Genomic DNA, 25,293 nt, shown 5'->3' with positions numbered 1-25,293 from the left:
CACATGAACAGCATTGCACAATCGCCTCCGGCGCAGGCTGCCGCCGTTGCCCGGGGCTACCAGTCCGGCTTTTGCAACGAGTTCGCCACCGAGGCCTTGCCGGGCGCCTTGCCGGCGCACCGGAACTCGCCGCAGCGGGTCGCCTACGGCCTGTATGCCGAGCAGCTGTCCGGCACCGCCTTCACCGCGCCGCGCGGCCACAACCGCCGCTCGTGGCTGTACCGCATCCGTCCGGCCGCGGTGCACGAGGCCTTCGTGCCGATCGATGGCGGCAAGCTGCTGAGCCATTTCGACGGCGTGCCGACGCCGCCCAACCAGTTGCGCTGGGATCCGCAACCGATGCCCGCGGCGCCGACCGATTTCATCGACGGCCTGGTGACCATGGCCGGCAACGGTTCGCCCGAGGCGCAGAGCGGCTGCGCCATCCACATCTATGCCGCCAACCAGTCGATGAGCGAGCGCTTCTTCTACTCGGCCGACGGCGAGTTGCTGATCGTGCCGCAGGCGGGGCGCCTGCAATTGCTCACGGAAATGGGCGTGCTCGACCTCGAGCCGCAGGAGATCGCCGTGATCCCGCGCGGCGTGCGCTTCCAGGTGCGGCTGCCCGATGGCCAGGCGCGTGGATATGTGTGCGAGAACTTCGGCGCATTGCTGCGCCTGCCCGACCTCGGCCCGCTGGGTTCCAACGGCCTGGCCAACCCGCGCGACTTCCTCACGCCGCAGGCCTGGTACGAAGACCGCGAAGGCGACTTCCGGCTGGTCGCCAAGTTCGGCGGCAAGCTGTGGCAGGCGAAGCTCGGCCATTCGCCGCTGGACGTGGTGGCCTGGCACGGCAACTACGCGCCGTACAAATACGACCTGCGCCATTTCAATACCATCGGCTCGATCAGCTACGACCACCCCGATCCGTCGATTTTCCTGGTGCTGCAGTCGCAGAGCGATACCCCGGGCGTGGACACGCTCGATTTCGTGATCTTCCCGCCGCGCTGGCTGGCGGCCGAGGATACCTTCCGCCCGCCCTGGTTCCACCGCAACGTGGCCAGCGAGTTCATGGGGCTGGTGACCGGCGAGTACGATGCCAAGGCCGGCGGTTTCGTCCCCGGCGGCGCCAGCCTGCATAATTGCATGAGCGGCCACGGCCCCGACGCGGCCACGTTCGAGAAGGCCAGCCGCGCCGACACCAGCAAGCCCAACAAGGTCGACAGCACCATGGCCTTCATGTTCGAGACGCGCAACATCATCCGTCCCACCCGCCATGCGCTGGAATCGCCCACGCTGCAGCGCGATTACCAGAACTGCTGGCTGGGCATCCAGAAGAACTTCAACCCGGAGCAAGCATGAACCAGCCAAGCGTACGACTGAACGAAACCCACGACACCGCACTGCGCAGCTGGGTGGAAAGCGCCAATGCTAACGGTTGCCCGTTCCCGATCCAGAACCTGCCGTATGGCGTGTTCCGCCGCGCCGGCAGCGATGAAGCCTTCCGCGCCGGCGTGGCCATCGGCGACCAGATTCTCGACTTGCAGGCCGCGCATGCGGCCGGCGCCTTTTCCGGTTTCGACGAGCAGGCGCGCAAGGCGGCGCATGCGGCAGCTGAAGGTTCCACGCTCAATGCCCTGATGGCGCTGGATGCGGCGGCCTGGTCCGAACTGCGGCTGGCGCTGTCGCATGTGCTGCGCGCCGGTTCGGCGCACCAGAGCGAGCTGGCCGCCTGCCTGGCGCCACAGGCGCAGGCCGAGTACGCCTTGCCGGCCGCCATCGGCGACTACACCGACTTCTATACCTCGATCCACCACGCCACCGCGGTGGGCAAGCTGTTCCGCCCCGACAATCCGCTGCTGCCCAACTACAAATGGGTGCCGATCGGCTACCACGGCCGGGCCTCATCCATCGGCGTCTCCGGCCAGCAGTTCCGTCGTCCGCTCGGGCAGACCAGGGCGCCGGATGCCGAGGCGCCATCCTTCGGCCCCTGCAAGCGGCTGGATTACGAACTGGAAGTGGGGATCTTCATCGGCGGCGGCAACGCGCTGGGCGAGCCGGTGACGATGGATGCGGCCGAGGACAAGGTATTCGGCCTGTGCCTGTTGAACGACTGGTCGGCGCGCGACGTGCAGGCCTGGGAATACCAGCCGCTGGGGCCGTTCCTGTCCAAGAGTTTCGCCTCCACCATTTCGCCCTGGATCGTCACGCTGGAAGCGCTGGCGCCTTACCGCTGCGCCTGGACGCGCGCGGCGGGCGATCCGCAGCCGCTGCCCTATCTGGACTCGGCCGCCTTGCGCCAGGGCGGGGCCTTCGACCTGCAGCTGGAAGTGCTGATCCAGACCCGCGCCATGCGCGAAGCGGGGCAGCCGCCGCAGCGGCTGTCGCTGTCGAACTTCCGCGACTCGTACTGGAGCGTGTCGCAACTGGTGGCGCACCATACCGCCAACGGCTGCAACCTGCGTCCCGGCGATTTGCTGGGCTCGGGCACCCAATCCGGCCCGCTGTCGGAACAGGCGGGGTCGCTGCTGGAGCTGACCGGCGGCGGCAAGCAGGCGATCGCGCTGCCCGGCGGCGAAAAGCGTATCTTCATCGAGGATGGCGATACCATCGTCATGCGCGCATGGGCGCTACGCGACGGCTTGCCGCGCATCGGTTTGGGCGAAGTGGCCGGCACCGTGCTGCCGGCGCGCAGCCTGGCCTGAGTTCGATACAGGATTTCCCTAAGGAGGAACGAGGATGACAACCCTTTACGGCTATTTCCGCAGTTCGGCTTCTTACCGTGTGCGCATCGCCCTGAACCTGAAAGGGCAGGCCTACGATACGGTGCCGGTGCACCTGCTCAACCGCGGCGGCGAGCAGTTCCTGCCGGCCTTTGCGCAGCTGAATCCGCATGCGCTGGTGCCGGTGCTGGAGCACGACGGCCACCATATGACGCAATCGCTGGCGGTGCTGGAATATCTGGAAGAACGCTTCCCGATGCCATCGTTGCTGCCGGGCGATGCGGCGCAGCGCGCGCATATCCGCGAACTGTCGCTGGCCATCGCCTGCGAGATCCATCCGCTCAACAACCTGCGCGTGCTGCGCTATCTCAAGCACGAGCTGCGCGTGGATGACGACCAGAAGAACGAATGGATCCGGCATTGGATCAAGCTCGGCTTTGACGCGCTGGAAAAGCAGCTGGCGGCGGACAACACGCGCGGCCATTTCTGCGTGGGCGACATGCCCACCATGGCCGATTGCTGCCTGGTGCCCCAGATCTTCAATGCGCGCCGCTTCGAGGTCGACATGCAGCCTTACCCGGCGCTGTGCGCCATCGAGGACGCCTGTAACGCCTTGCCGGCGTTCCAGCAGGCGCATCCTTCGCACCAGCCGGACGCGGCCTGACGGCATTCCGGACGGCATCCGGACGGTTTATTGCGGCCGGCGCGGCGCCAGCAGGTTGCCGGTCATCACCAGCACCGCCTGGTCATGCTGGTTGTAGGTGGTCACGCGATGGTAGAGGAAGCCCTGCAACGGCTTGGACTGCGAAAACTTGATGCCCAGCACCTCCGCTTCCAGCCGCAGCACGTCGCCCGGCCGGGTCGGGCGCGGCCAGCGGAATTCCTCGAAACCGGCGCCGATCAGCCCGCCGTGGATGGGCAGCGTATCGACCAGCATGCGCATGGTCAGCCCGGCGGTATGCCAGCCGCTGGCGGCCAGGCCGCCGAAGAAGGACTGTTGCGCGGCGGCCTCGTCCAGGTGGAACGGCTGGGGGTCGAACTGCCCGGCGAATTGCTTGATGGCATCGGCCGTCACGGCCACGCCGCCCGGATGGCGGAAAACCTGCCCCACCTCAAAGTCTTCAAGGTACATCGGTTCTTTCACGGTATCTCCCGTTTGGATTGAGATATACTTCCATCATCATTGCAAAATGATAGTAACTGATGATAGCGGAAAACACGCCGCCAAGGAGCCGATATGGAACGCAAGAGTTTTGGCAACATGCAATGCCCGGTGGCGCGCACGCTCGAGCGCGTGGGCGAATGGTGGAGCATCCTGATCCTGCGCGACGCGCTGCAGGGGCTGACCCGCTTCGACCAGTTCCAGAAAAGCCTGGACATCGCGCCCAACATGCTCACGCGCCGGCTGCATACCCTGGTCGATGCCGGCATGCTGGAGCGCCGCCAGTACAACGACCGTCCGCCGCGCTTCGAATACGTGCTGACCGACCTCGGCCGCGATTTCCGCAGCATCATCATTGCGCTCAATGCCTGGGGCAACAAGCACTTCGCGCCGGAAGGCCCGAGCGTGATGCTGGTCGACACCAAGACCGGCAAGCAGGTCGACCTGGCGCTGGTGGACCGCAACAGCGGCCGTGAAATCAATGCGCGCGACTACGCCATCGTGCCCGGCCCGCAGGCCGACAGCATCATGCGCGAACGCCTGGAATCGGTGGCGCGCCGGCGCGAGGCCGCCAACGAGGCGTTGCTGCAGGAACAGGCGGCCGACGACGGGCCGAAGGGCAAGGCCAGCAAAGCCAAGAAAGCGGCCGGGCCCAAAGGCACGGACGCCAAGTCCGCCAAGGACAAGCCGCCCGCCAAGGCAGGCAAGCTCACCAAGCTCACCAAGCGCGCCTGAGGCGCCTGGCCGGCTTGCCGCCGGTCATGTTTTTGCACATTGTCTTTAGCGCACCGAACCGCCAACCCGGTTTTCTTCCGCCTGCCCATCGCACGGCGGCAGCAGCGCATGGGCGGGTAAAACGATCCCAACAGAAGCCTTGACAGTTCCTTGCCTGGAAAATATGATGCGTACACATCGATGTATATGCATATAAATGATCAGGCGCCCATCGCAGGATCATCCAGCCCCAAGGATCGTCCATGAGCAACGACATCTGCACCTGTTCCCCGCTGCGCCGCCTGACGCGGAAGATCACGGTCATCTACGACCACCATCTGCAGCCCAACGGACTCACCATTACCCAGTATTCGCTGATCAGCCGCATCGGCCGCAGCGGGCCGGTCGCCAATATCGGGCTGGCGACCGACATGGGCATGGATCGCAGCACCCTGAGCCGGGCGCTCAAGCCATTGATCGCCGCGGGCTGGATCGAGACGGTCGACCTGCCGGCAGAGGAACACCTGGACAAGCGTTCCTTCGCCTTGCAACTGACAGCGGCCGGCCGCAAGAAACTCGATGAAGCGCGCCCCAACTGGCGTCGCGCCCAGGATGAAATCGACAGTCAGCTCGGCCCCAGGCTGGCGGGCGAGCTCACCGAGATGATCAACGACGCCTACGGCAAGCTGCAGGACATCTAGCCGCCAGCGTTGGCCGGCCGACACGCCGATACAAGACCAAGACAGATTCCGCCAAACCTCCTTCAGAAATACAACATGAACAAGCTTACCCAATCGCTCGCCAACGCCGTCACGCCGCGCTTCCATTACGCCTGGGTCGTGGTCGGCGTGATCTTCCTCGTGCTGCTGTGCTCGGCCGGCATCCGCGCCACGCCCTCGGTCATGATCCTGCCGCTGGAGCAGGAGTTCGGCTGGAACCGTTCCACCATCTCGGTGGTGATCTCGGTCAACATCGCGCTGTACGGCCTGATCGGCCCGTTCTCGGCGGCCGCCATGCAGCGCTTCGGCATCCGCCGTGTGGTGCTGGGCGCGCTGGTGCTGCTGGCCAGCGGCACGGCGCTGTCGACCCTGATGCATATGCCATGGCACATGCTGCTGTCCTGGGGCCTGCTGGTGGGCGCCGGCACCGGCGTGGCCGCCAACACGCTGGGCGCCACCATCGTCAGCCGCTGGTTCGAAGCGCGGCGCGGTTTCGCCATGGGTTTGCTGACGGCCAGCGCGGCCACCGGGCAGATGGTGTTCCTGCCGCTGATGGCGTCCATGGTCGGCGCTTACGGCTGGCGTTCGGTGGCGTTCCTGGTGTCGGCCGTGGCGCTCCTGGCGATCCCGCTGGTGTGGCTGCTGCTGCCGGAAAGCCCGGCCGCCATCGGCCAGAAGATGGTCGGCCAGACCGCCGACATCGATGAGGCCGCCGCCAGCAAGAAGAACCCGCTGGCGATTGCCTTCGGCGCGTTGCGCAGCTCGGTGCGCATGCCCGATTTCTGGCTGCTGTTCTTCAGCTTCTTCGTCTGCGGCCTGTCGACCAACGGTTATATCGGCACCCAGTTCATCGCCATGTGCAACGACTACGGCATCAACGAAGTCGGCGGCGCATCCATCCTGGCGGCGATGGGGATGCTGGACCTGGTGGGCACCACGCTCTCGGGCTGGCTGTCGGACCGCTACAACCCGCGCGTGCTGCTGTTCTGGTACTACGGCCTGCGCGGCGTGGCGCTGATTTTCCTGCCTTACGCCTTCGGCCTGCAGTACTACGGCCTGGCCATCTTCGCCATCTTCTACGGCCTGGACTGGATCGCCACCGTGCCGCCCACCGTGCGCCTGGCCAACGACGTCTTCGGCCGTCTGGCGGCCCCCGTGGTGTTCGGCTGGATCGTCGCCGGCCACCAGCTGGGAGCGGCCACCGCCACCACGCTGGCCGGCTACATGCGCGCCACGCTGGGCAACTACACGCTGTCGTCGATCCTGATGGGCACGGCTTGCCTGGTGGGCGCGGTAATGGTGTTGCGCATCAAGGGACACAAGGCGACGCCGCTGCCGGCTGCCGCATGATGGCCGTATGACCGGCGATCTTGCCGATGAAGAGAAAAATCGGTGCATGCCGGTAATGCCGTTCAGTGAAGCGCTGAACGGCATTTTTGTTTGTGGAGCCCTGACTCCGTTCGCCCTGAGTAGCTGCACAGCAGCGTATCGAAGGGCAGGCAAGAGCGCTAACGATGATGCGTTGGCTTCGATACGGCCCTGGCGGGCCTACTCAGCCCGAACGGGCTTCTGTGATGGGGGTTCAGAATTAGCCTTAATTGAACGGTATTAGGCGCATGCCGGTTTTTTCATTGCGCTGGAGATGTTGTGACGAAGGAGGATTCAATCCCGCTTCGGCGCGAAATCCGGATTGGCCAGGCGCTCGCCACGATGGCTTGCTGCATGTGCGCGATGGTCAAGTTGGGGATGCAGATCGGGCGCGCCAGGCCCTGCTGCTGCTTCGGTCTGCGCTTGCATCTAGTCGGCCATTGTGGACTTGTCCTTTTGGTAACGCTACCAGTGACGATGCTAGAATGCGCGCATGTCACAGAATGCCCCTCCAGCCCAGCCCGACCGCCGCGCCGACACGCGCGATGACGACAGTGCCGAGCCGCGCCGTCGCGCCAGCCGCAAGAGCGCCGGCGGCATCACGCTGCGCGACGTCGCGCAATTGGCCGGGGTGGCGCCGATCACTGCCTCGCGCGCGCTGAACACGCCGTCGGCGGTCTCGCCCAAGGTGCTGCAGAAGGTGAAGGACGCGGTCGAGCGCACCGGCTACGTGCCCAATCTGCTGGCCGGCGGGCTCGCTTCGAACAAGAGCCGGCTGGTGGCGGTGGTGGTGCCGACGGTGATCGGCCCGGTGTTCCAGGAGATCGTCCACACGCTCACTGAATCGCTGGCCGCGGCCGGTTACCAGGTGATGCTGGGGCAGAGCGGTTATGAGAATTCGCGCGAGGATGCGCTGCTGGAAGCCATCATCGGCCGCCGTCCCGACGGCGTGGTGCTGACCGGCATCATGCGTTCGGCCGAGGCCCGCAAGCGGCTCCTGGCCAGCGGCATTCCGGTGGTCGAGACCTGGGACCTGACGCCGACGCCGATCGATATGCTGGTCGGTTTTTCGCACGATGACATCGGCCGCGAGGTGGCGCGTTACCTGCATGGCGCCGGGCGGCGCGTAGTGGCGGTGGTGGGCGGCAAGGATGAGCGCAGCCAGCGCCGCATGAATGCCTTCGCCAGGGAAGCCGCGGCGCTGGGCATGGTGGCCGGCGCTGCCCCGGTGGCGATGCATCATGTGAGCGCGCCGACCACGCTGGGCCAGGGCCGCAAGGGGCTGGCCGATTTGCTGGAACGCCAGCCTGCCATGGATGCCATCTTCTGCAGTTCCGACTTGCTGGCGCTGGGCGTGATGATCGAAGCCCAGAGCCGCGGCATCCGCATCCCCGAACAACTGGCCGTGGTCGGCTTCGGCGACCTCGAATTCTCGCGCGACCTGCAGCCGCAACTGACCACGGTGCGCATCGACGGTACCGGCATCGGCCAGCGTGCGGCGCAGTTCATCATCGACCGCGCCGCCGGCCTTGAGATCGACGAGCCGATTGTCGATGTGGGTTTTTCCATCATCAGGCGGCAGAGCGCCTGAGGGTGGCCGATTCCCGCACAGGGCGTAGTTGCGCCGCAAAAAACACCTTGCTTATTTTCGCTACGGCAGCGTACTGATGCTTATGCAACAACGCATGAACCGCTCCTGCGCCTGATGCTGCTTCGCGGCATAATGAGGGCTTCGCCTGCGCCGCGGCCCGCCGTATTCCCCCATGGAAAAGATCATTGTCTATGTCATTCCCGTCTTCCTGCTGCTGATCGGCGTGGAATTCGCGTATGGCTATGTCCGCCGGCGCAATACCTATCGCCTGGTCGACGCCATCAGCAGCCTCAGCCAGGGTGTGATCAGCCAGCTCGTCGCGCTGGTGACGCAGTTGTTCCAGGTGGGACTGTATGCGATGGCTTACCGGGCCTTCGCGATCTTTCCGGCGGCGCGTTTCTGGCAGGGCGCGCTGGGATGGATTGCCGCCATCCTGCTGTTCGATTTCTTCGACTATTGGCTGCATCGCATGGGGCATGAGAATGCGCTGATGTGGGCGGCGCACTCGGTGCACCACCAGAGCCAGGATTTCAATCTCTCCACCGCGTTGCGCCAGGAGAGCACGGTGGTGTTCATCGGCTGGATCTTCTACCTGCCCATGGCGTTGCTGGGCGTGTCGCCCGAACAGTTCGGCATCGCCGGGCTGGTGGTGCTGGTCTACCAGTTCTGGATCCACACCGAGCACGTCGGCAAGCTGGGCTGGTTCGACCGCGTGTTTTCCTCGCCTTCCAACCATCGCGTGCACCACGCCGTCAACGACCAGTACCTGGACAAGAATTACGGCGGCATGCTGGTGATCTGGGACCGCATGTTCGGCACCTTCGCCGAAGAAAAGGAAGCGGCGGTCTACGGCACCCGCACGCCGCTGCAAAGCTGGGATCCGCTGTGGGCGGTGTGTTCCGGCTACTGGCAACTGGCGCGCAGCGCCGCCCTGATGCCGCGCTGGCACGATAAGCTGAAAATATGGTTCAAGCCGCCCGGCTGGCGGCCGGCCGGCGCGCCCGATCCCTATCCGCCGTTCGACCTGGCGGCGGCGCGCCGGCGTTACGACATCCAGTTGCCGCGCATCGCCAGCGCATTGGCCATGCTGCAGTTCGCGCTCTTGCTGGCGGCGGCCGCGGCGCTGTTATGGATCGCCGATGAACAGTCCTACCTGCGCCTGCTGGTGGCCAGCGGCGCCTTGCTGGCGGGGTTCTGGGCGCTGGGCGCGTTCATGCAACGCCGCCTGGGCGGGGCACTGGTGCTGGCGATCGATGTGGCGGCCGCAGCCATCGTCGCGTATGCGCTGGTGTGAGTGCCGCCAGGCTTAAGCTGCCTGCTTTTCGCCTGCTGTTTCGTATCGTTTTCCTTCGTCTCAAGTCTCTGTCCTGATCTTCCGGGGCGGACTCCATGTCTTTTCCCGATGCCTGAAATCAACAGTTGACACCTCAATTTGGTACCGCTACCATCATCGAAAATTAATTTGGTAGCGCTACCAAATGTGCTTGAAGGGACGAGGTCGCACCGCGCCTCAACCCGCTTCATCGGGCAGCGCGCACCAGCACCACAGAGACACGCCGCCGCCGCGGCGCCAACCAGGAGTCAGCCAGCATGAGCAGCACCCAAACCGCACCAGCCGTTCGCGGCGCCCCCAGGATCGTCGACATGCGCGTGGTTCCCGTGGCCGGGCACGACAGCATGCTGCTCAACCTTTCCGGCGCGCACGGGCCATATTTCACCCGCAACATCGTCATCCTGACCGACAGCGCCGGCCATACCGGCGTGGGCGAGGTGCCGGGCGGCGAAGGCATCCGCCAGACCCTGGACGACGCGCGCACGCTGGTGGTGGGGCAGTCGGTCGGCAACTACCAGGCGATTCTGAACCGTGCGCGCACCGCCTTCGCCGACCGCGACAGCGGCGGCCGCGGCCAGCAGACCTTCGACCTGCGCATTGCCATCCATGCGGTGACTGCGCTGGAGGCGGCGCTGCTCGACTTGCTCGGCCAGTTCCTGGAAGTGCCGGTGGCGGCGCTGTTGGGCCAGGGCCAGCAGCGCGATGAAGTGGAAATGCTGGGTTACCTGTTCTATGTGGCCGACCGCAAGAAGACCGACCTGCCATACCTCTCGGCAGAGGATGAGGCCGACGACTGGATGCGCCTGCGCCATGAAGAGGCGACGACGCCGCAAGCCATCGTCAGGCTGGCCGAAGCCGCTTTCGCGCGCTATGGCTTCAACGATTTCAAGCTCAAGGGCGGCGTCATGCGCGGCGAGGACGAGATCGCCGCCGTGACCGCCTTGGCCGAGCGCTTCCCCGATGCGCGCATCACGCTCGATCCCAACGGCGGCTGGCTGTTGAAGGACGCGATCCGCCTGTGCCGCGACCAGCATCATGTGCTGGCCTATGCCGAAGACCCTTGCGGCGCCGAGAACGGTTATTCGGGGCGCGAGGTGATGGCCGAGTTCCGCCGCGCCACCGGCCTGCAGACCGCCACCAACATGGTCGCCACCGACTGGCGTGAGATGGGCCATGCGATCTCGCTGCAGTCGGTCGACATCCCGCTGGCCGACCCGCATTTCTGGACCATGCAGGGTTCGGTACGGGTGGCGCAGATGTGCAATGAGTGGGGACTGACCTGGGGTTCGCACTCCAACAACCACTTCGACATTTCGCTGGCGATGTTCACCCACGTGGCCGCTGCCGCGCCCGGCAAGATCACCGCCATCGACACCCACTGGATCTGGCAGGACGGCCAGCGCCTGACCCGGCAGCCGCTGCAGATCGTGGGCGGGCGCGTCAAGGTGCCGACCAGGCCGGGCCTGGGCGTGGAACTCGACATGGCGCAGATCGAGGCGGCGCACCAGTTGTACCGCAACATGGGCCTGGGAGCGCGCAACGACGCGGCGGCCATGCAGTACCTCATCCCGGGCTGGAAGTTCGATAACAAGAAACCTTGCCTGGTGCGCTGAGCACCAGTAATCCGTCATCCCGGCGCAGGCCGGGATCCAGTGGCTTTTGCTAAAACTCAGAGACCGTTGAACGACACTGGGTCCCGACTTTCGTCAGGACGACGGAGAAGCAGGCAAGGCCGGGAAATAGAACAGCAGCAAAGCGCAGCAGAAGCACAAGAAAAAGCAAGAGCGCAGGCAGTACCGGTTTTTCCATCAACGCGCAATACCGAGTCCTGAAAGAGGAGACAAGCTCGTGAACACTTCCGCAACGCCGGCCGGCGTCCCCGATCCGGCCAATCTCACGCTCACCACGGCGGTCGCCAGGATCAAGTGGCGCATCCTGCCCCTGTTCGTGGTGATGTTCATCGTCAACTACATCGACCGCGTCAATATCGGTTTCGTGCGCACCCACCTCGCCGCCGATCTCGGTATCGGCGCCGCCGCCTTCGGCCTGGGCGCCGGATTGTTCTTCGTCGGTTACGCGGTGTTCGAGGTGCCGTCCAACATGCTGCTGCAGCGCTACGGCGCCAAGGCCTGGCTGACCCGCATCATGTTCACCTGGGGCCTGGTGGCGGCCTGCATGGCGTTTGTGCAGAACGAAAGCAGCTTCTATTTCATGCGCTTCCTGCTCGGCGTGGCCGAGGCCGGTTTCTTCCCGGGCGTGGTGTATTACTTCACGCAATGGCTGCCCAACTATGAGCGCGGCCGCGCGATGGCGGTATTCCTTTCCGGTTCGGCGATCGCCTCCATCTTGTCGGGGCCGATTACCGGCGCCTTGCTGCTGATCCAGGGTGGCGGCCTGCATGGCTGGCAATGGATGTTCCTGATCGAAGGCGGGGCCTCGATGGCGCTGTGCTTCGTGGTGTGGTTCCTGCTCGATTCGACGCCGCGCGACGCCAAATGGCTCACTCCCGAGCAACGCCAGGCGTTGACTGCCGTGATCGCCGCCGAACAGGAGCAGCGCGCCGCCAGCCGCCCGGCGCACGTCTCGGCGTTCACGCTGCTGCGCGACCCGCAGATCGTGCTGTTCTGCTTCATCTACTTCGCCATCCAGCTAACCATCTATGGCGCCACGTTCTGGCTCCCGACCATCATCAAGAAAATGGGGCATTTCAACGACTTCCAGGTCGGCCTGTTCAATTCCATCCCGTGGATCGTCTCGATTGTCGCGATGTACCTGTTCGCGGTGCTGGCCGGGCGCTTCAAGAAGCAGCAGTTCTGGGTGGCCCTGACGCTGCTGATCTCGGCGGTCGGGATGGCGGTATCTGCCCGCAGCGGCCCGGTGGTCGGTTTCGTGGCGGTGTGCTTTGCCGGCATCGGCTTCAAGGCGGCGTCTTCGCTGTTCTGGCCGATCCCGCAGGGTTATCTCGACGGCCGCATTGCCGCCGCCGTGCTGGCGCTGATCAATTCGCTGGGCAACCTGGGCGGCTTCTTCGCGCCGGCCGCCTTCGGCTACCTGGAACAGAAGACCGGCTCCATCCAGGGCGGCTTGTACGCGCTGTCGATCGCCTCGGTGCTGGCCGCGGTGCTGGTGTTCCTGGCGCGCACCAGACCGGCGCCGCAAGGCGGCAACGGCACCATCGACGGCGGCCGGGCCTTGCCAAGGCGCGCTTGAGGCAAACGGCATGAGCGGGCGGGCATAGGCGCCGGCGCATGCCGTTCAGTGAAGGCTCATTCTGACCCCTCATAACTGAGTCCGTTCGGGCTGAGTAGGCCCGCCAGGGCCGTATTGAAGCCAGCGTGCCAGCGTTAGCGCTCTTGCCTGCCCTTCGATACGCTGCTGCGCAGCTATTCAGGACGAACGGAATCAGGGCCGCACCAACGCACATGCCGTTCAGCGCTTCACTGGACGGCATTACGCCGGCAGTACAGGTTTTCTCCGAGGTCTTTCCTCGTTCGCGCTCCGCGCGTTCCGCTTCCGGGCGGGCGCCGGGGCGCTTTTCTTTTGCGCTTCCGGCCCCATCTGCGTGTTGTGCCGGCCGTGAGGCTCGGGAAAATTCACGGGCAAATGCACGGACAATGTGCGGGCCGCAAATCTATAATGGCCTCCTGCGGTTGGCCGTGGCGGACAACCTGGATGTACTTGCCGCTTTGTCATGCGGCAAGAATGATGGCGACAATGCAATGGAAACCCTGTACCACCTGATCGAGCAGTACGGATTGCTCATCGTCTTTTTCAACGTGCTGGTCGAGCAACTGGGCGCGCCCGTGCCCGCTTATCCGACGCTGGTCATTACCGGCGCGCTGGCGCAAAACGGGCAGTACCCGGCAGCCTTGCTGCTGCTGGTGGCAGTGGTCGCGGCACTGATGGCGGACTACTTCTGGTACCTGGCCGGCAGGCGCTATGGCCGCCAGATCATGTCGCGCCTGTGCCGCATTTCGCTGTCCCCGGATTCCTGCGTGCGCCAGACCGAGTCGATCTACCTGCGCTGGGGCGCGCGTTCCTTGCTGGTGGCCAAATTCATTCCCGGCTTTGCCTCGATCGCCAGCGCCTTGTCCGGCACCATGGGCACGCGTCGCTCCAGTTTCCTGCTGTACGACGCCATCGGCAGTGCGCTGTGGGCCGGACTGGGCATCTTCCTCGGTTCGCTGTTCAGCTCGGCGGTGGACGACCTGCTCGGCGTGCTGGCGCAGCTCGGCCATTACGGCATGCTGCTGATCGGGATCGCGCTGGCGGCCTTCATCGCCAACAAGTGGTGGCAGCGCCGCCGCTTCCGCAAGTCGCTGGAAATGGCGCGCATCTCGGTGCAGGAATTGAACAACATGCTGGAAGAGGGCATCGCGCCCACCATCATCGACGTGCGTTCGCCGCTGTCGCAACAAGATGGAAAGATTCCGGGAGCGGTCACGATCTCCAACCAGGAAATCCAGACCTTCATCTTCGATGGACCGATCGAGGAGGAGGTAGTAGTGTATTGCGCCTGTCCCAACGAGGCGTCGGCCGCCATGGTGGCGCGCCAGCTGATGCAGCGCGGCTACAAGAAGGTGCGGCCGCTGACCGGCGGCATCGACGCCTGGCGCGCCGCCGGCTATGCGATCGACGTCTGAATCGCAGTGCCCTGGCGGATGGTCTTGGTGACCGGCGTCTTCTCGCAGATTTCCGCCAGGCGGGCCAGCTGTTCCGGCGGCAAGGGCTTGCCGAAGGCGATCTTGCGGCTGATGGTTTCCAAGCCGCTGTCATCGCGGCCGAAATGCGCATCCACCGAAATGCTTCCCAGATCCCAGCCCTTGCGGTCGGCATACATGCGCAGCGTGAGCGAGGTGCATGAGGCCAGCGCCGCCAACAGCAGTTCGTAAGGCGCCGGGCCGGTATCCTTGCCGCCGTTGCTTTCGGGTTCGTCGGATGTCAACTGATGGGTGCGCGCCTTGATTTCCTGGGCGTAGCCGGCGGCGTTATGCAAGGTGACGTGGGCCATGTCGGTTCTCCGTGAGGTCGGGGTTGAATGGATGGGTGACAGGCTCGATTGTGTCACATCGCGGGGGTATCCCCGATGCTGTCCGGAGCGGCCGATTTACGTTCGCCGCTGCATAAGTCCTATGCCGGCGAAGTGCTTAATCCGGCGCCAGGCGCTTCCTATAATGGCTGCTCGATCACCCAGGAGACAGTCATGCTGATGGAAGCCGCACAAGCCAAGCCCCAACCGGGCGAGCAGAAGAAATCCAAATCCGTTTACCAGCCCAGCCAGGAAGGCCTGATCTTTCCGCAGGAACCGGTATTCAACACGGTCGCCGAAGAGCGCCAGCACCGCAAGGAAAGGCTCGCCGCGGCTTGTCGCCTGTTTGCCAAGCACGGTTTTTCCTTCGGTTTCGGCGGCCACCTGACCGTGCGCGACCCGGAGCATCCGGACCTGTTCTGGACCAATCCGATGGCGGTGCCGTTCTCGATGGTCAAGGCATCGATGCTGGTGCTGGTCGACCACGGCGGCAAGGTGGTCGAAGGCAAGTACGCCATCAACCAGGCCGGCTACGTGCTGCATTCGGCCATCCATGAACAGAATCCCGACATCGTCGCCTCTTGCCATGCGCACACCGTACACGGCGGCGCCTGGGCCGCATTCGGCCGCCCGCTCTCGCCGGTCACGCAGGACGCCTGCATGTTCTATGGCGACCACGCGGTGCTGGGCGACGGCGCCGGCAAGGTGCCGGTGGCGCAGGAATCCGGCCATCCGGTGGCGCGCGCTTTCGCCAACAACAAGGCCATCATCCACCAGAACCACGGTCTGCTGGTGGCCAGTCGCCACAGCATCGACGACGCCTGCTGGCACTTCATCGCGCTCGACCATTGCTGCCGCATGCAACTGATGATCGAAGCCGCCCAGGAGATCCGCCCCAAGGAAATCGACGCCAGGTTCGCCGGCTATTCGCGCGAGCACCTGGGCAACGAGTTCATCGGCTGGCTGCACTTCCAGACGCTGTTCGCGGAAATCTCCCACTTGCAGCCCGACCTGTTCGACTAAGAACAACCCACTACAATCGGGCAACCAGCGTTGGCAGGGCGCTCTCGTTTCGGCGAAGCGCCCTTGCCGGGCAGGAGCGGCAGCCGGGAAACTGCGCTATCTGTCCCAACAATAAAAATACAGCCAACCGCCACTCAGGAGACAAACAACATGACTACCGCATACAACAGCGGACCGCTGGCGCACGCCGACGGCGCCGACGTTTACAAAAAAGCCTACTGGCGGCTGCTGCCGCTGATCCTCGCCTGCTACCTGGTGGCCTACCTTGACCGCGTCAACGTCGGCTTCGCCAAGCTGCAGATGCTCGACGCGCTCAGGTTCGACGACGCCATCTACGGTTTTGGCTCCGGCATCTTCTTCATCGGCTACCTGATCTTCGAGGTGCCGAGCAACATGATCTTGCGCCGGGTCGGCGCACGCGTATGGATCGCCCGCATCATGGTCACCTGGGGCGTGATCTCGGCGGCGATGCTGTTTGTGCAGACGCCGATGCAGTTCTATGTCGCACGCTTCCTGCTGGGCGTGGCCGAGGCCGGCTTTGCGCCGGGCATCATGTACCTGCTGACCCTGTGGTTTCCGGCGCAGCGGCGCGGCCGCGCGATGGCGATCTACGTGATGGGGGCGCCGCTGGCGTTCATCGTCGGCGGCCCGCTGTCGGGATGGATCCTCGATGCGTTCAGTAATGTGCATCCGCTGCAGGCATGGCAATGGCTGTTCCTGGTGGAGGCGATTCCGGCGGTGGTGCTGGGAATTGTCGTGTTCTTTTTCATGCACGACGATTTCCGCAAGGTGTCGTGGCTGACGCCGGTCGAGAAGGCGCGGATGGAAGCCGACCTGCGTGCCGAGAACGCCGACAAGGTCGAGCACGGCAGCGTGCGCGAATTCCTGGCCAGCCGCCAGTTGTGGGTGTTCGTGCTGATTTATTTCTGCCTGATCATGGGGCTGTACGCGGTCGGCTTCTGGATGCCTTCGCTGATCAAGCGTGCGGGCGTGGCCGACCCGTTCCACATCGGCCTGTATTCGGCCATCCCCAATATCGTCGCCGCCATCGCGCTGTATCTCTCGGGCCGCGGCGCGGACATCAGCGGCAAGCGCCGGCTGTACTTCGCCTCCATGCTGACGATCGGCGCCATCGGCCTGGCGCTGGCCATGATCATCGACGGCGGGCCGGTGGTGACGGTGGCGTGCCTGTCGCTGGCGGCGGCCGGTGTGTATTCCTGCATCAGCCTGTTCTGGGCGCTGCCGACCAGCATGTTCGTCGGCGCCTCGGTGGCGGCGGCGCTGGCTTTCGTCAATTCCTTCGGCAACATCGCCGGCTTCGTGTCGCCTTACCTGGTGGGTTGGCTCAACGTTTCGACCGGACGTACCGACATCGGCATGTACATCATCGGCGCGATCATGGTATTTGGCGCGGCGGTGACCATGATGCTGCCCAGGCGGCTGGACAAGTAACGGCGCAGGCATCGGACCATGCAAGTGTTTGGCCGCCTCTCGGGGCGGCTTTTTTTATGCCCGCCCTGGCCGCCTCAACGGGTCCAGGGCGGTTCCTTGAATTTCTCGACCAGGTAATGGACGAAGGCGCGCACGCGGGGATGCACATGGCGTTCCTTGGCGTAGACGGCGTAGATGGCAGTGTCGTCCTGGGCCTGGTATTCGGTGAGCAGCGGCACCAGTTTCTGGCGGCGGATGGCCGGCAGCGCGAAGTGTTCGGCCATGCGCGTCATGCCCACGCCGGCCAGCACCATCTCGACCGACGACATGCCGCTGGTGAACTGGAAGTTGCCCTTGATTTCCACGCTCATGCGCTGGCCGTCGACGATGAAGGGCCAGTTGTTGAGGTGGTCCATCGGCGCTTCCCATTGCAGGCAGTTGTGTTGCCGCAGGTCGTCCGGCGTCCTGGGGGCGCCGTGGCGGGCGATATAGGCCGGGGCGGCCACGATGATGCGCTGCAGGTGGCACAACTTGCGGGACAGCAGCATGGAATCCTGCAGGTGGCCCATGCGGATGGCGACATCGACGCCGCTGCCGATGATGTCGACCAGGTTGTCGGACAGCGACAGCCGCACCCGCACATTGGGATACAGCTCCATGAATTCTGGCAGCAGCGGCACGATCTGGTCCATCCCGAACGAGGTCGCGGCAGTGATGCGCAGGTCGCCCGAGGCCGAGGCGCCGGTGGAGGAGATCTGGCCTTCGGCCAGTTCGATGTCGCCGATGATCCTGTTGCAGGAAGCGAGGAATATCTTGCCTTCCTCCGTCAGGTTGACGTGGCGGGTGGAGCGTCGCAACAGCGCCACGCCGAGTCGCTTTTCCAGGTTGTTCAACGTACGGCTGACGAAAGGCTGGCTGGCGCCCAGCGCATGCGAAGCGGCGGTGAATCCGCCATGGTCGGCCACGGCCTTGAAGACTTGCATCTCCAGCAAGCGTTCGTCTTTCATGGGAGTGTCTCTGTCTGGTCTTGGGGGCGCTTTTGTTTTTTTGCCCAGCGCTTGGGATGACAAGATCATACAGGAGAGCCGCGGCGGATCTTGAGGGATGTCCGCCGCTGCGCAAGGCGCAACATGGCGTAAGCCAATTCCTTGTATCTGGTTTACTTTGCCGTCCCTTCCTGCGCATCCATCCGTTCCGCCAGCGCCGTCTTGCGCAATCCCGACAATGTCGCCCGCGGCGTCAGCATCTCCTGGTCGAGCACCAGCTCGATCAGGTAAGGCAATGAGGTGGAGCTGGCCGTGGCCAGCGCTTTTTCCAATGCCGGCGCGAATGCTTCGGTCTGGTGGATGGAGACCGCAGCGACGCCGAAGGATTTGGCGTAAGCGACGAAATCGGGGTTGTTCAGGTCGGTGGCGATCACCCGGCCGGGGTAGTTCTTTTCCTGGTGCATGCGGATGGTGGCGTACATGCCGTTGTTGAATACCAGGAACACGATGCCCAGGCGATGCCGCACGGCGGTGGCGAGTTCCTGGGATGTCATCAGGAAGCATCCGTCTCCGCCCAGGCACACCACCTGGCGTGCCGGGAAGCACAGCTTGGCCGCGATCGCCGCAGGCACGCCATAGCCCATGGCGCCGCTGGTCGGCGCGAGCTGGCTTCGGGGTTGCGAGAACTGGTAATAGCGATGCGCCCATGCGGTGTAGTTGCCGGCGCCGTTGGTGAGGATGGCATCCTGGTTGAGGATGCGCTGCATGTCCTTGACGGCCATGCCGGCGTCGAACTGCGTCGTGCGCGCAGGTGGTTCGATGTAGGCCAGGTAGTTGTCGCGAGCCTGCTTGTGCCACTCGCGCCAGGCTTCGCCGCCGGCGGGGGAAAGCTGCGCCGCTGCGCGGGCGAAGGCGTTGAGCGTTGCGGCGATCTTGACGTCGGTCTGGTAGACCCGGCCCAGTTCTTCCGGCGCGGGCATCACATGCACCAGTTTCTGGCGTGGGCGCGGGATGTCCAGCAGGGTGTAGCCGCTGGTGACCATTTCCCCCAGCCGCGAGCCGACCGAGATGAGCAGGTCGGCTTCACCGACCAGCCTGGCCAACGCCGGATTGACGCCGATGCCGATTTCGCCGACATAGTTGGGATGGCGGTTGTCGAACAGGTCCTGGCGGCGGAACGAGGCCGCCACCGGCAGGTTCTGTTGCACGGCGAAACGCGCGATGTTGCGCAGGCCCTCCTGATCCCAGCCGGAGCCGCCCAGGATCATCAGCGGCTTCTTCGCCCCGCGCAGCAGCGCTTGCATCCGTTCGAGCGCATCGGGATCGGGAAAGATCTGGGGGACGTCGGCACGGCCGATTTCCTTCGGGAAGGTGGATTCGGTCAGCATGTCTTCAGGCAGCGCCAGCACCACCGGCCCCGGCCGGCCCGACATGGCGACCGAGAATGCGCGCGAGACGTATTCTCCCACGCGCGAGACATCGTCGATCTGCGCCACCCATTTGGTGAATTGGCCGAACATGCGACGGTAGTCGATTTCCTGGAAGGCTTCACGCTCGATCATGTCGCGCCCGACCTGGCCGACGAAGAGCACCATCGGGGTCGAGTCCTGGAAGGCGGTATGCACGCCGATGCTGGCGTTGGTGGCGCCGGGGCCGCGCGTGACGAAGCAGATGCCGGGGCGGCCGGTGAGTTTGCCGTAGGCCTCGGCCATGAACGAAGCTGCGCCTTCATGGCGACAGGAGACCACGCGTACCGATTGCTGCTGGTCGTACAGGGCATTGAGGACATCGAGATAGCTTTCCCCTGGCACGCAAAAGGCGGTATCCGCATCTTGGGCCAGCAGGGCATCGACCAGGAGCTGGCCGCCGGTTTTGAGTTTTGACATGCTTGTCTCTTGTAGCCCGGCGCAATGCCGGATGTTGTTGGTGAACAGCTGCAAGCATAGGGCGCGCGCGCGGGGCGGCGTTAGGACTTATCTGCGGTTTTGCTGGACTTCTTGGCGGAAAGCGCAGCAGGGGCTGCGCTTCAGGCCAGCGGCGCCGAGAACTTTTTCTTGAACTCGCCCGGCGTCATCTGCACGTTCTTTTTGAAGAAGCGGCAGAAGTAGGCGAAATCGTCGAAGTTCAGGCGATAGGAAATCTCGGCGATGGAGAGTTCCGACTGCGCCAGCAGGCGCTTGGCCTCCATCAGGATACGCTCGTGGATGAGCTGGGTGGCGGTCTTGCCAGTAGTGGCCTTGACCGCCTCGTTGAGCTTGCGGTCGGTGACGAACAGGCGTTGCGCGTAGTCTTGCACGGAACCGAATTCGAGGTAGTGTTCCTCGATGAGCAGCTTGAAACGCTTGGTCAGGCTGTAGCTGCGCGGCAGCGCCGATTCGGCGCCATGCGGCCGGTGCAGGCGGCGCAGGCGCGTCAACAGGATCTGCAGGAAGGAGCGCACCACGTCGTAGCGCCAGCGCTGGTCGCCGGCGACTTCCTTTTCGATCTCCCTGAGCAGGGGAAACAGATCTTCATGCTGGCCGGCGGTGAGGTACAGCACAGGATCGGTGTTGGCGATGTGGAAGAACGGGAAGTCGGCCAGTTCCTCGATGCGCGGAAAGATCTGCAGGAAAAACTCGGGACTGAAGTTGATCGCATAACCGCAAGCGTCGATGTCAGATGTCCAGCCGTGGATCTGACCGGGCGAGATGAAGAACACCGAATGCGGGCGGATCGGGTAGTTGTCGAAGTCCAGCACATGGTTGCCGCGCGCCTCGGTCATCCACAGGATGTGGTAGTAGCTGTGGCGATGCAGGAACGGGCGCGGAATCTCGTTGCGGCCTTCCAGCTTGACCAGGTCGAATACGAATTCGGAGGCGATGCCGCCGAAGTCGGAAACTTCGAAGTTGGGCGTGTCGTCCGGGAAATTGATTGCTTTCATCGTCTTGCGCGCCCGCGCCGTGGCGGCCGTCCTTGTCTTGTCACTGTCTCGTCACTCAGCCTCGGAGCATGCTTTTCTCATGGCGAGGCGCTGTGTGCATGTGTTTTTCGCGCATATCGTTTTCATGCTTTTTCAAGCATATACAGCCCACCGTCAAAAGGGAAGCCGCGTCCGCCTTGCGTGTTGCGGCGCATCTGCGATTCGGCGGAAAAATCCAATAGAAGCGGAATTAAGTCCTACCGTGCCGGGTTTGCCGCTGGTTAGCATCTGACCCACGCTGATCCAATAGCCAGAAAAGCCGGTGGCGCGGCTGACGATGCCATATGCGCATGGCACGTCGGTTCCCTGCGCGCCCCCGGATTCAATCCGTGCAAGTCGATGACGAACGCATGCCCTGCATTCGCGGGATGCGCTCGCCCTGAAAAAAGGAAATGAGAAATGTTGCTTGATGTTCGTACTTATACCGCCCGTCCGGGCACGCTGAAAAAACATCTGGAACTGTATGAGAAGAACGGTTTCGATATCCAGCGCCGCCACTTGGGCGAGCCGCTGGCTTACCTGGTGGCCGAGTCGGGGCGCTTGAACAGCTATACGCATATCTGGGTGTACCGAGATGCGGCCGACCGCCAGGCGCGGCGCGACAGGCTGCAGTCCGATCCGGAATGGGCGGCCTACCTGAAGATGTCGGCCGAGGCGGGTTATCTGGTTTCGCAGGAAAACCAGCTGATGACGCCGGCCAGTTTCGCACCGCTCAAGCATCCCTGATGCGTTCCTGAGCATCCCTGAGAAAACGATCCACCTATTTGAACGCCTGCCGCGCCGGTGCGCCTTGTTGACGCCGCACGGGCAAGCGCAGCCGATACCGATCGCAAGACGGCCATGAGAAGCCGTTGTCTGGGCGCTTAAAAATCATATCCATTGGAGGAGACCCATGTTTCAACAAATCTACGATCCGGTGAACGGATCGCTGTTCGCGTCGGCCCTGTTTGCCATGCTGCCGCTATTGTCGATGTTCGTGATGCTGGGCTGGCTACGCATTTCTCCGCACTTGTCGGCGGCGATTTCGTTGCTCATTTGCGGGCTGGTTGCGGGGGGGGGGGTGTACCGCATGCCGCTGGAGGTGGTATTCAATGTCGGCGCGTATGGCGCGGTGTTTTCCGTGCTGACGGTGTTGTGGATCATCGTCAACGCGATCTGGCTGTATAACCTCACCGTGAAATCGGGCCACTTCGCGGTGCTGCGCGACAGCTTTGCGCTGATCAGCGACGACCCGCGCATCCAGGCTATCCTGATCGCGTTCAGCTTCGGCGCGCTGATCGAGGCGCTGGCTGGCGCCGGCACGCCGGTGGCGATCGCCGGCGCGATGCTGGTGGCGATCGGCTTGCATCCGCTGAAGGCGGCCGTGATCGCTCTGGTGGCCGATACCGCGCCGGTGGCCTTCGGCGCCCTGGCGGTGCCGATCACCACGCTGGCGCAGGTGACGGGCATCCCATTTGAAGAGCTGGGCCGTCATGTGGGCCACCAGACGCCGGTGGTGGCCGCTTTCGTACCGCTGGTGCTGATCTGGATCATGGACGGCAAGCGCGGCTTGAGCCAGACCTGGATCGCGGCCGTTACCGCAGGATTTTCCTTTGGCATTGCGCAGTGGGCCAGTGCGAGTTTCTTCTCGGTGGTGCTGGCCGATGTGGTGGGGGCGCTGGCCTCGGCCGCGGCGGTGGTGGTGCTGCTGAAATTCTGGCGTCCGGTGAAGCTGCCGGCCGGCGCCTTCCAGAACGACGTGACCAGGAATGCCGGCAATCTTGCCGCCGGCCATTCGCGCAAGCAGATGCTGCTGGCCTATGCGCCCTATGCGCTGATCATCGCGATCTTCACCATGGTGCAGTTCGGCGTGGTGCAGAAATGGCTGAGCCTGGGTACCTTCAAGTTCGCCTGGCCGGGGCTGGCCATCAGCGCGCAGGATGGCAAGGCGGTGGGTACGATGTTTACGCTCAATACCTTGTCGGCTGCTGGTTCGCTATTGCTGCTGGCCGGCGCCATCACGGCGATGATGCTCAAGGTGTCGGCGTCGCAGGCGCTGGAGACTTACGGCAAGACCCTGGTGCAGATGCGTTGGGCAGTGCCCACGGTGCTGTGCGTGATGGCGCTGGCGTTTATCATGAATTACTCCGGCCAGACAGGCACCCTGGGGCGTTGGCTGGCCGGCACCGGATCGGCTTTCGCCTTCCTGTCGCCGGTGATCGGCTGGATCGGCGTGGCGGTGACGGGATCGGATAATTCCGCCAATGCCCTGTTCGGCGCGCTGCAGGTGGCGGCGGCGCATGAGACCGGATTGTCGCCGGCGCTGCTGGCTGCGGCCAATGCCTCGGGCGGCGTGCTGGGCAAGATGATTTCGCCGCAGAGCTTGGCCGTGGGCGCGGCGGCAGTCGGCATTATCGGGCAGGAAGGCTTGATCTTCCGCAAGGTGATCGGCTGGAGCCTGTCGCTGCTGCTGGTGATGGCGGTGTTGGTTTATCTGCAATCCACGTCGGTGCTGTCGTGGATGCTGTGAACGGGATCACGCAATAATCGCAGTTGATGTTTAACCGAAGCGGCCGATGCCGGCAAACGTTGGCGCACCGGCCGCTTCATCGATGGGAGCAATTCATGCAGGACTACAAGAAACTGTTCGACCTCGGCGGCAAGTCGGCGGTGGTAATCGGCGCCGCTTCGGGGATCGGCCGCGCTTCGGCTGAAGCCATCGCCAGCCTGGGCGCGCGCGTGATATGCGCTGATGCCGACCTGGCCGGCGCACAAAGCGCGGCGGCTGATATCGTCGCCATCGGCGGCCAGGCCGAAGCCTGGCAAATCAACGCGGCCGATGGCGCCGAGATCGAGGCGCTGGCGCAGCACGCGCTCAAGGCAGCCGGCAAGATCGACATCGCGGTCAGCACGCCGGCGCTGAACATTCGCAAGCTCATCGTCGATTACACCGAGGAGGAGTACGACCGAGTGATGAACCTGAACATGAAGGGCGCGTTCAATTTCTTCCGCAGCTTCGGCCGCCCGATGATGAAGCAGGGTTTCGGCAGCATCGTCGCTTGCTCGTCGATGCGTGCGGTGACCATCGAGCCGGGCCTGGGCGTGTATGCCGCGTCCAAGGCCGGGATCGCCCAACTGGTGAAAGCCTTCGCCGCCGAGATGGGGCCGTATAACGTGCGCGTGAACGCCGTCATGCCGAGCATCATCGAAACGCGCCTGACCGCGCCGCTGAAGGAACGTGCGGACATCTTCAGGACTTATGCCGGCCATACCGTATTGAACCGCTGGGGCCAGCCTTCCGAAGTCGGTTCGGCAGTGGCTTTCCTGGCATCGGATGCAGCCAGCTACATCTCGGGGAGTTCACTGTCGGTGGATGGCGGCTGGACCGCGATCGATGGCCCGCCGACGGGGTTGACCTCGACCCGGCCGTCGGAGTAAGCGCGTTTCCGGCAGGCGTAAAAAAGCCACGCGATGAAGCGTGGCTTTTTTGTGCCTGGAAAGGCGGCGCCGGTTACGCGAAGTTCTTGGCGACGAAGTCCCAGTTGATGATGCCCCAGAACGCTTCCACGTACTTGGCGCGGGCGTTGCGGTAGTCGATGTAGTAGGCGTGTTCCCACACGTCCACGGTCAGCAGTGCTTTGCTGTCGGTGGTCAGCGGGGTGCCGGCGCCGGTGGTGTTGACGATGTCCAGCGAACCGTCGGCCTTCTTGACCAGCCAGGTCCAGCCGGAACCGAAGTTGGCCAGGCCTTGCTTGGTGAACTCGGCCTTGAAGGCGTCGAACGAACCCCACTTGGCGTTGATGGCGTCAGCCAGCGCGCCGCTCGGAGCGCCTTGGCCCTTCGGGGTCAGGCCGTTCCAGTAGAAGGTGTGGTTCCAGATCTGGGCCGCGTTGTTGAAGATGCCGCCGGAGGACTTCTTGATGATGTCTTCCAGGGACAGGTTTTCGAATTCGGTGCCCGGAATCAGGTTGTTCAGGTTGGTCACATAGGTCTGGTGGTGCTTGCCATAGTGGTATTCCAGGGTCTCTTTGGAGATCGTGGGCGCCAGCGCGTCCAGGGCGTAAGGCAGTGCCGGAAGGGTATGTGCCATGGTGAATCCTTTCAGTCTTGTTGGTGTATCGGGTATTACCGAGGGTCTATTCCGAACCTGTGATTCTAAAGCGGATAAAGATTCTTTGCACTCGGTCAATTGCCTGCAAATCCGCGCCGGCGCTGGATACCTTGTAAATAAGAATCGTTATTGTTATTGCGGCGGCGACGGCGGCGGCAGCGAATCCGGTAGATGCCCCGTGCGGCC

Annotated in this window: 22 protein-coding genes; 16 read left to right on the top strand and 6 right to left on the bottom strand. The window is 64.0% G+C overall.

Annotated elements, in window-relative coordinates; all coding sequences use genetic code 11:
- Positions 1-3 precede the first annotated feature (3 nt).
- From hmgA to maiA, 3 genes are read left to right on the top strand one after another with little or no spacing between them, the layout of a single operon-like run.
- The gene (gene hmgA, locus FB597_RS12530) at positions 4-1,341 is read left to right on the top strand and encodes a homogentisate 1,2-dioxygenase (RefSeq protein ID WP_144769717.1); all 1,338 of its coding nucleotides are present in this window, start codon (positions 4-6) and stop codon (positions 1,339-1,341) included.
- Positions 1,338-2,684, top strand: coding sequence for a fumarylacetoacetase (gene fahA, locus FB597_RS12525; RefSeq protein ID WP_144769716.1), 1,347 nt, complete (start codon positions 1,338-1,340; stop codon positions 2,682-2,684). The genes hmgA and fahA overlap by 4 nt, the downstream gene beginning before the upstream one ends.
- A gap of 34 nt (positions 2,685-2,718) precedes the next feature.
- Positions 2,719-3,366, top strand: coding sequence for a maleylacetoacetate isomerase (gene maiA / locus FB597_RS12520; RefSeq protein WP_141913400.1), 648 nt, complete (start codon positions 2,719-2,721; stop codon positions 3,364-3,366).
- A gap of 27 nt (positions 3,367-3,393) precedes the next feature.
- Here the strand turns inward: maiA and FB597_RS12515 are convergent, their stop codons facing one another.
- A complete protein-coding gene (locus tag FB597_RS12515; RefSeq protein ID WP_370454692.1) occupies positions 3,394-3,846 on the bottom strand; it encodes a MaoC family dehydratase in 453 nt (150 codons plus the stop codon).
- A 93-nt stretch (positions 3,847-3,939) separates the two neighbouring features.
- Between FB597_RS12515 and FB597_RS12510 the strand changes: the two genes are divergently transcribed.
- From FB597_RS12510 to FB597_RS12475, 8 genes are all read left to right on the top strand, one after another.
- Complete coding sequence (locus FB597_RS12510) at positions 3,940-4,599, top strand: helix-turn-helix domain-containing protein (protein ID WP_141913399.1); 660 nt, start codon at positions 3,940-3,942, stop codon at positions 4,597-4,599.
- Positions 4,600-4,841: 242 nt separating this feature from the next.
- On the top strand, positions 4,842-5,279 hold the full coding sequence (locus FB597_RS12505) for a MarR family winged helix-turn-helix transcriptional regulator (RefSeq protein ID WP_141913398.1): 438 nt from the start codon (positions 4,842-4,844) through the stop codon (positions 5,277-5,279).
- Between the two features lie 75 nt (positions 5,280-5,354).
- A complete protein-coding gene (locus tag FB597_RS12500) occupies positions 5,355-6,647 on the top strand; it encodes an MFS transporter (RefSeq protein ID WP_144769715.1) in 1,293 nt (430 codons plus the stop codon).
- 511 nt (positions 6,648-7,158) lie between these two features.
- Entirely contained in the window at positions 7,159-8,256 is a 1,098-nt protein-coding gene (locus tag FB597_RS12495) for a LacI family DNA-binding transcriptional regulator (protein ID WP_144769714.1), read from the top strand.
- A 172-nt stretch (positions 8,257-8,428) separates the two neighbouring features.
- Positions 8,429-9,550: a sterol desaturase family protein gene (locus FB597_RS12490; protein ID WP_144769713.1), complete on the top strand. Its 1,122-nt coding sequence runs from the start codon at positions 8,429-8,431 to the stop codon at positions 9,548-9,550.
- 296 nt (positions 9,551-9,846) lie between these two features.
- The gene (gudD, locus tag FB597_RS12485; RefSeq protein ID WP_144769712.1) at positions 9,847-11,202 is read left to right on the top strand and encodes a glucarate dehydratase; all 1,356 of its coding nucleotides are present in this window, start codon (positions 9,847-9,849) and stop codon (positions 11,200-11,202) included.
- A 235-nt stretch (positions 11,203-11,437) separates the two neighbouring features.
- Positions 11,438-12,799: an MFS transporter gene (locus FB597_RS12480; RefSeq protein WP_144769711.1), complete on the top strand. Its 1,362-nt coding sequence runs from the start codon at positions 11,438-11,440 to the stop codon at positions 12,797-12,799.
- Between the two features lie 509 nt (positions 12,800-13,308).
- On the top strand, positions 13,309-14,232 hold the full coding sequence (locus tag FB597_RS12475) for a DedA family protein/thiosulfate sulfurtransferase GlpE (protein ID WP_141913392.1): 924 nt from the start codon (positions 13,309-13,311) through the stop codon (positions 14,230-14,232).
- Here the strand turns inward: FB597_RS12475 and FB597_RS12470 are convergent.
- A complete protein-coding gene (locus FB597_RS12470) occupies positions 14,214-14,600 on the bottom strand; it encodes an OsmC family protein (protein WP_141913391.1) in 387 nt (128 codons plus the stop codon). The genes FB597_RS12475 and FB597_RS12470 overlap by 19 nt on opposite strands.
- 192 nt (positions 14,601-14,792) lie before the next feature.
- On the opposite strand from FB597_RS12470, the gene FB597_RS12465 reads away from it, so the two are divergent.
- Positions 14,793-15,641 (top strand): class II aldolase/adducin family protein, encoded by an 849-nt coding sequence (locus tag FB597_RS12465; RefSeq protein WP_370454691.1) that lies wholly within the window; start codon positions 14,793-14,795, stop codon positions 15,639-15,641.
- A 150-nt stretch (positions 15,642-15,791) separates the two neighbouring features.
- Entirely contained in the window at positions 15,792-17,093 is a 1,302-nt protein-coding gene (locus FB597_RS12460) for an MFS transporter (RefSeq protein ID WP_144769710.1), read from the top strand.
- Positions 17,094-17,167: 74 nt separating this feature from the next.
- Here the strand turns inward: FB597_RS12460 and FB597_RS12455 are convergent, their stop codons facing one another.
- The 3 genes from FB597_RS12455 to FB597_RS12445 form a co-directional block, all read right to left on the bottom strand.
- A complete protein-coding gene (locus FB597_RS12455; protein ID WP_144769709.1) occupies positions 17,168-18,079 on the bottom strand; it encodes a LysR family transcriptional regulator in 912 nt (303 codons plus the stop codon).
- A gap of 152 nt (positions 18,080-18,231) precedes the next feature.
- Complete coding sequence (locus tag FB597_RS12450) at positions 18,232-19,944, bottom strand: thiamine pyrophosphate-binding protein (RefSeq protein ID WP_144769708.1); 1,713 nt, start codon at positions 19,942-19,944, stop codon at positions 18,232-18,234.
- A gap of 140 nt (positions 19,945-20,084) precedes the next feature.
- A complete protein-coding gene (locus FB597_RS12445; protein ID WP_141913387.1) occupies positions 20,085-20,978 on the bottom strand; it encodes a helix-turn-helix domain-containing protein in 894 nt (297 codons plus the stop codon).
- Between the two features lie 438 nt (positions 20,979-21,416).
- Between FB597_RS12445 and FB597_RS12440 the strand changes: the two genes are divergently transcribed.
- From FB597_RS12440 to FB597_RS12430, 3 genes are all read left to right on the top strand, one after another.
- The gene (locus FB597_RS12440) at positions 21,417-21,743 is read left to right on the top strand and encodes an NIPSNAP family protein (protein WP_141913386.1); all 327 of its coding nucleotides are present in this window, start codon (positions 21,417-21,419) and stop codon (positions 21,741-21,743) included.
- Positions 21,744-21,909: 166 nt separating this feature from the next.
- Complete coding sequence (locus tag FB597_RS12435; protein ID WP_144769707.1) at positions 21,910-23,526, top strand: L-lactate permease; 1,617 nt, start codon at positions 21,910-21,912, stop codon at positions 23,524-23,526.
- Positions 23,527-23,621: 95 nt separating this feature from the next.
- The gene (locus FB597_RS12430; protein WP_144769706.1) at positions 23,622-24,434 is read left to right on the top strand and encodes an SDR family NAD(P)-dependent oxidoreductase; all 813 of its coding nucleotides are present in this window, start codon (positions 23,622-23,624) and stop codon (positions 24,432-24,434) included.
- Positions 24,435-24,507: 73 nt separating this feature from the next.
- Here FB597_RS12430 and sodB read toward each other — a convergent pair whose 3' ends face one another.
- The gene (sodB, locus tag FB597_RS12425) at positions 24,508-25,086 is read right to left on the bottom strand and encodes a superoxide dismutase [Fe] (protein ID WP_141913383.1); all 579 of its coding nucleotides are present in this window, start codon (positions 25,084-25,086) and stop codon (positions 24,508-24,510) included.
- Positions 25,087-25,293 lie beyond the last annotated feature (207 nt).

The sequence above is a fragment of the Herbaspirillum sp. SJZ099 genome, from assembly GCF_007828355.1.
Taxonomy (GTDB): domain Bacteria; phylum Pseudomonadota; class Gammaproteobacteria; order Burkholderiales; family Burkholderiaceae_D; genus Herbaspirillum.
Note: the sequence above shows the minus strand (reverse complement) of the source record. Positions and strands in the feature narration are given on the sequence as shown.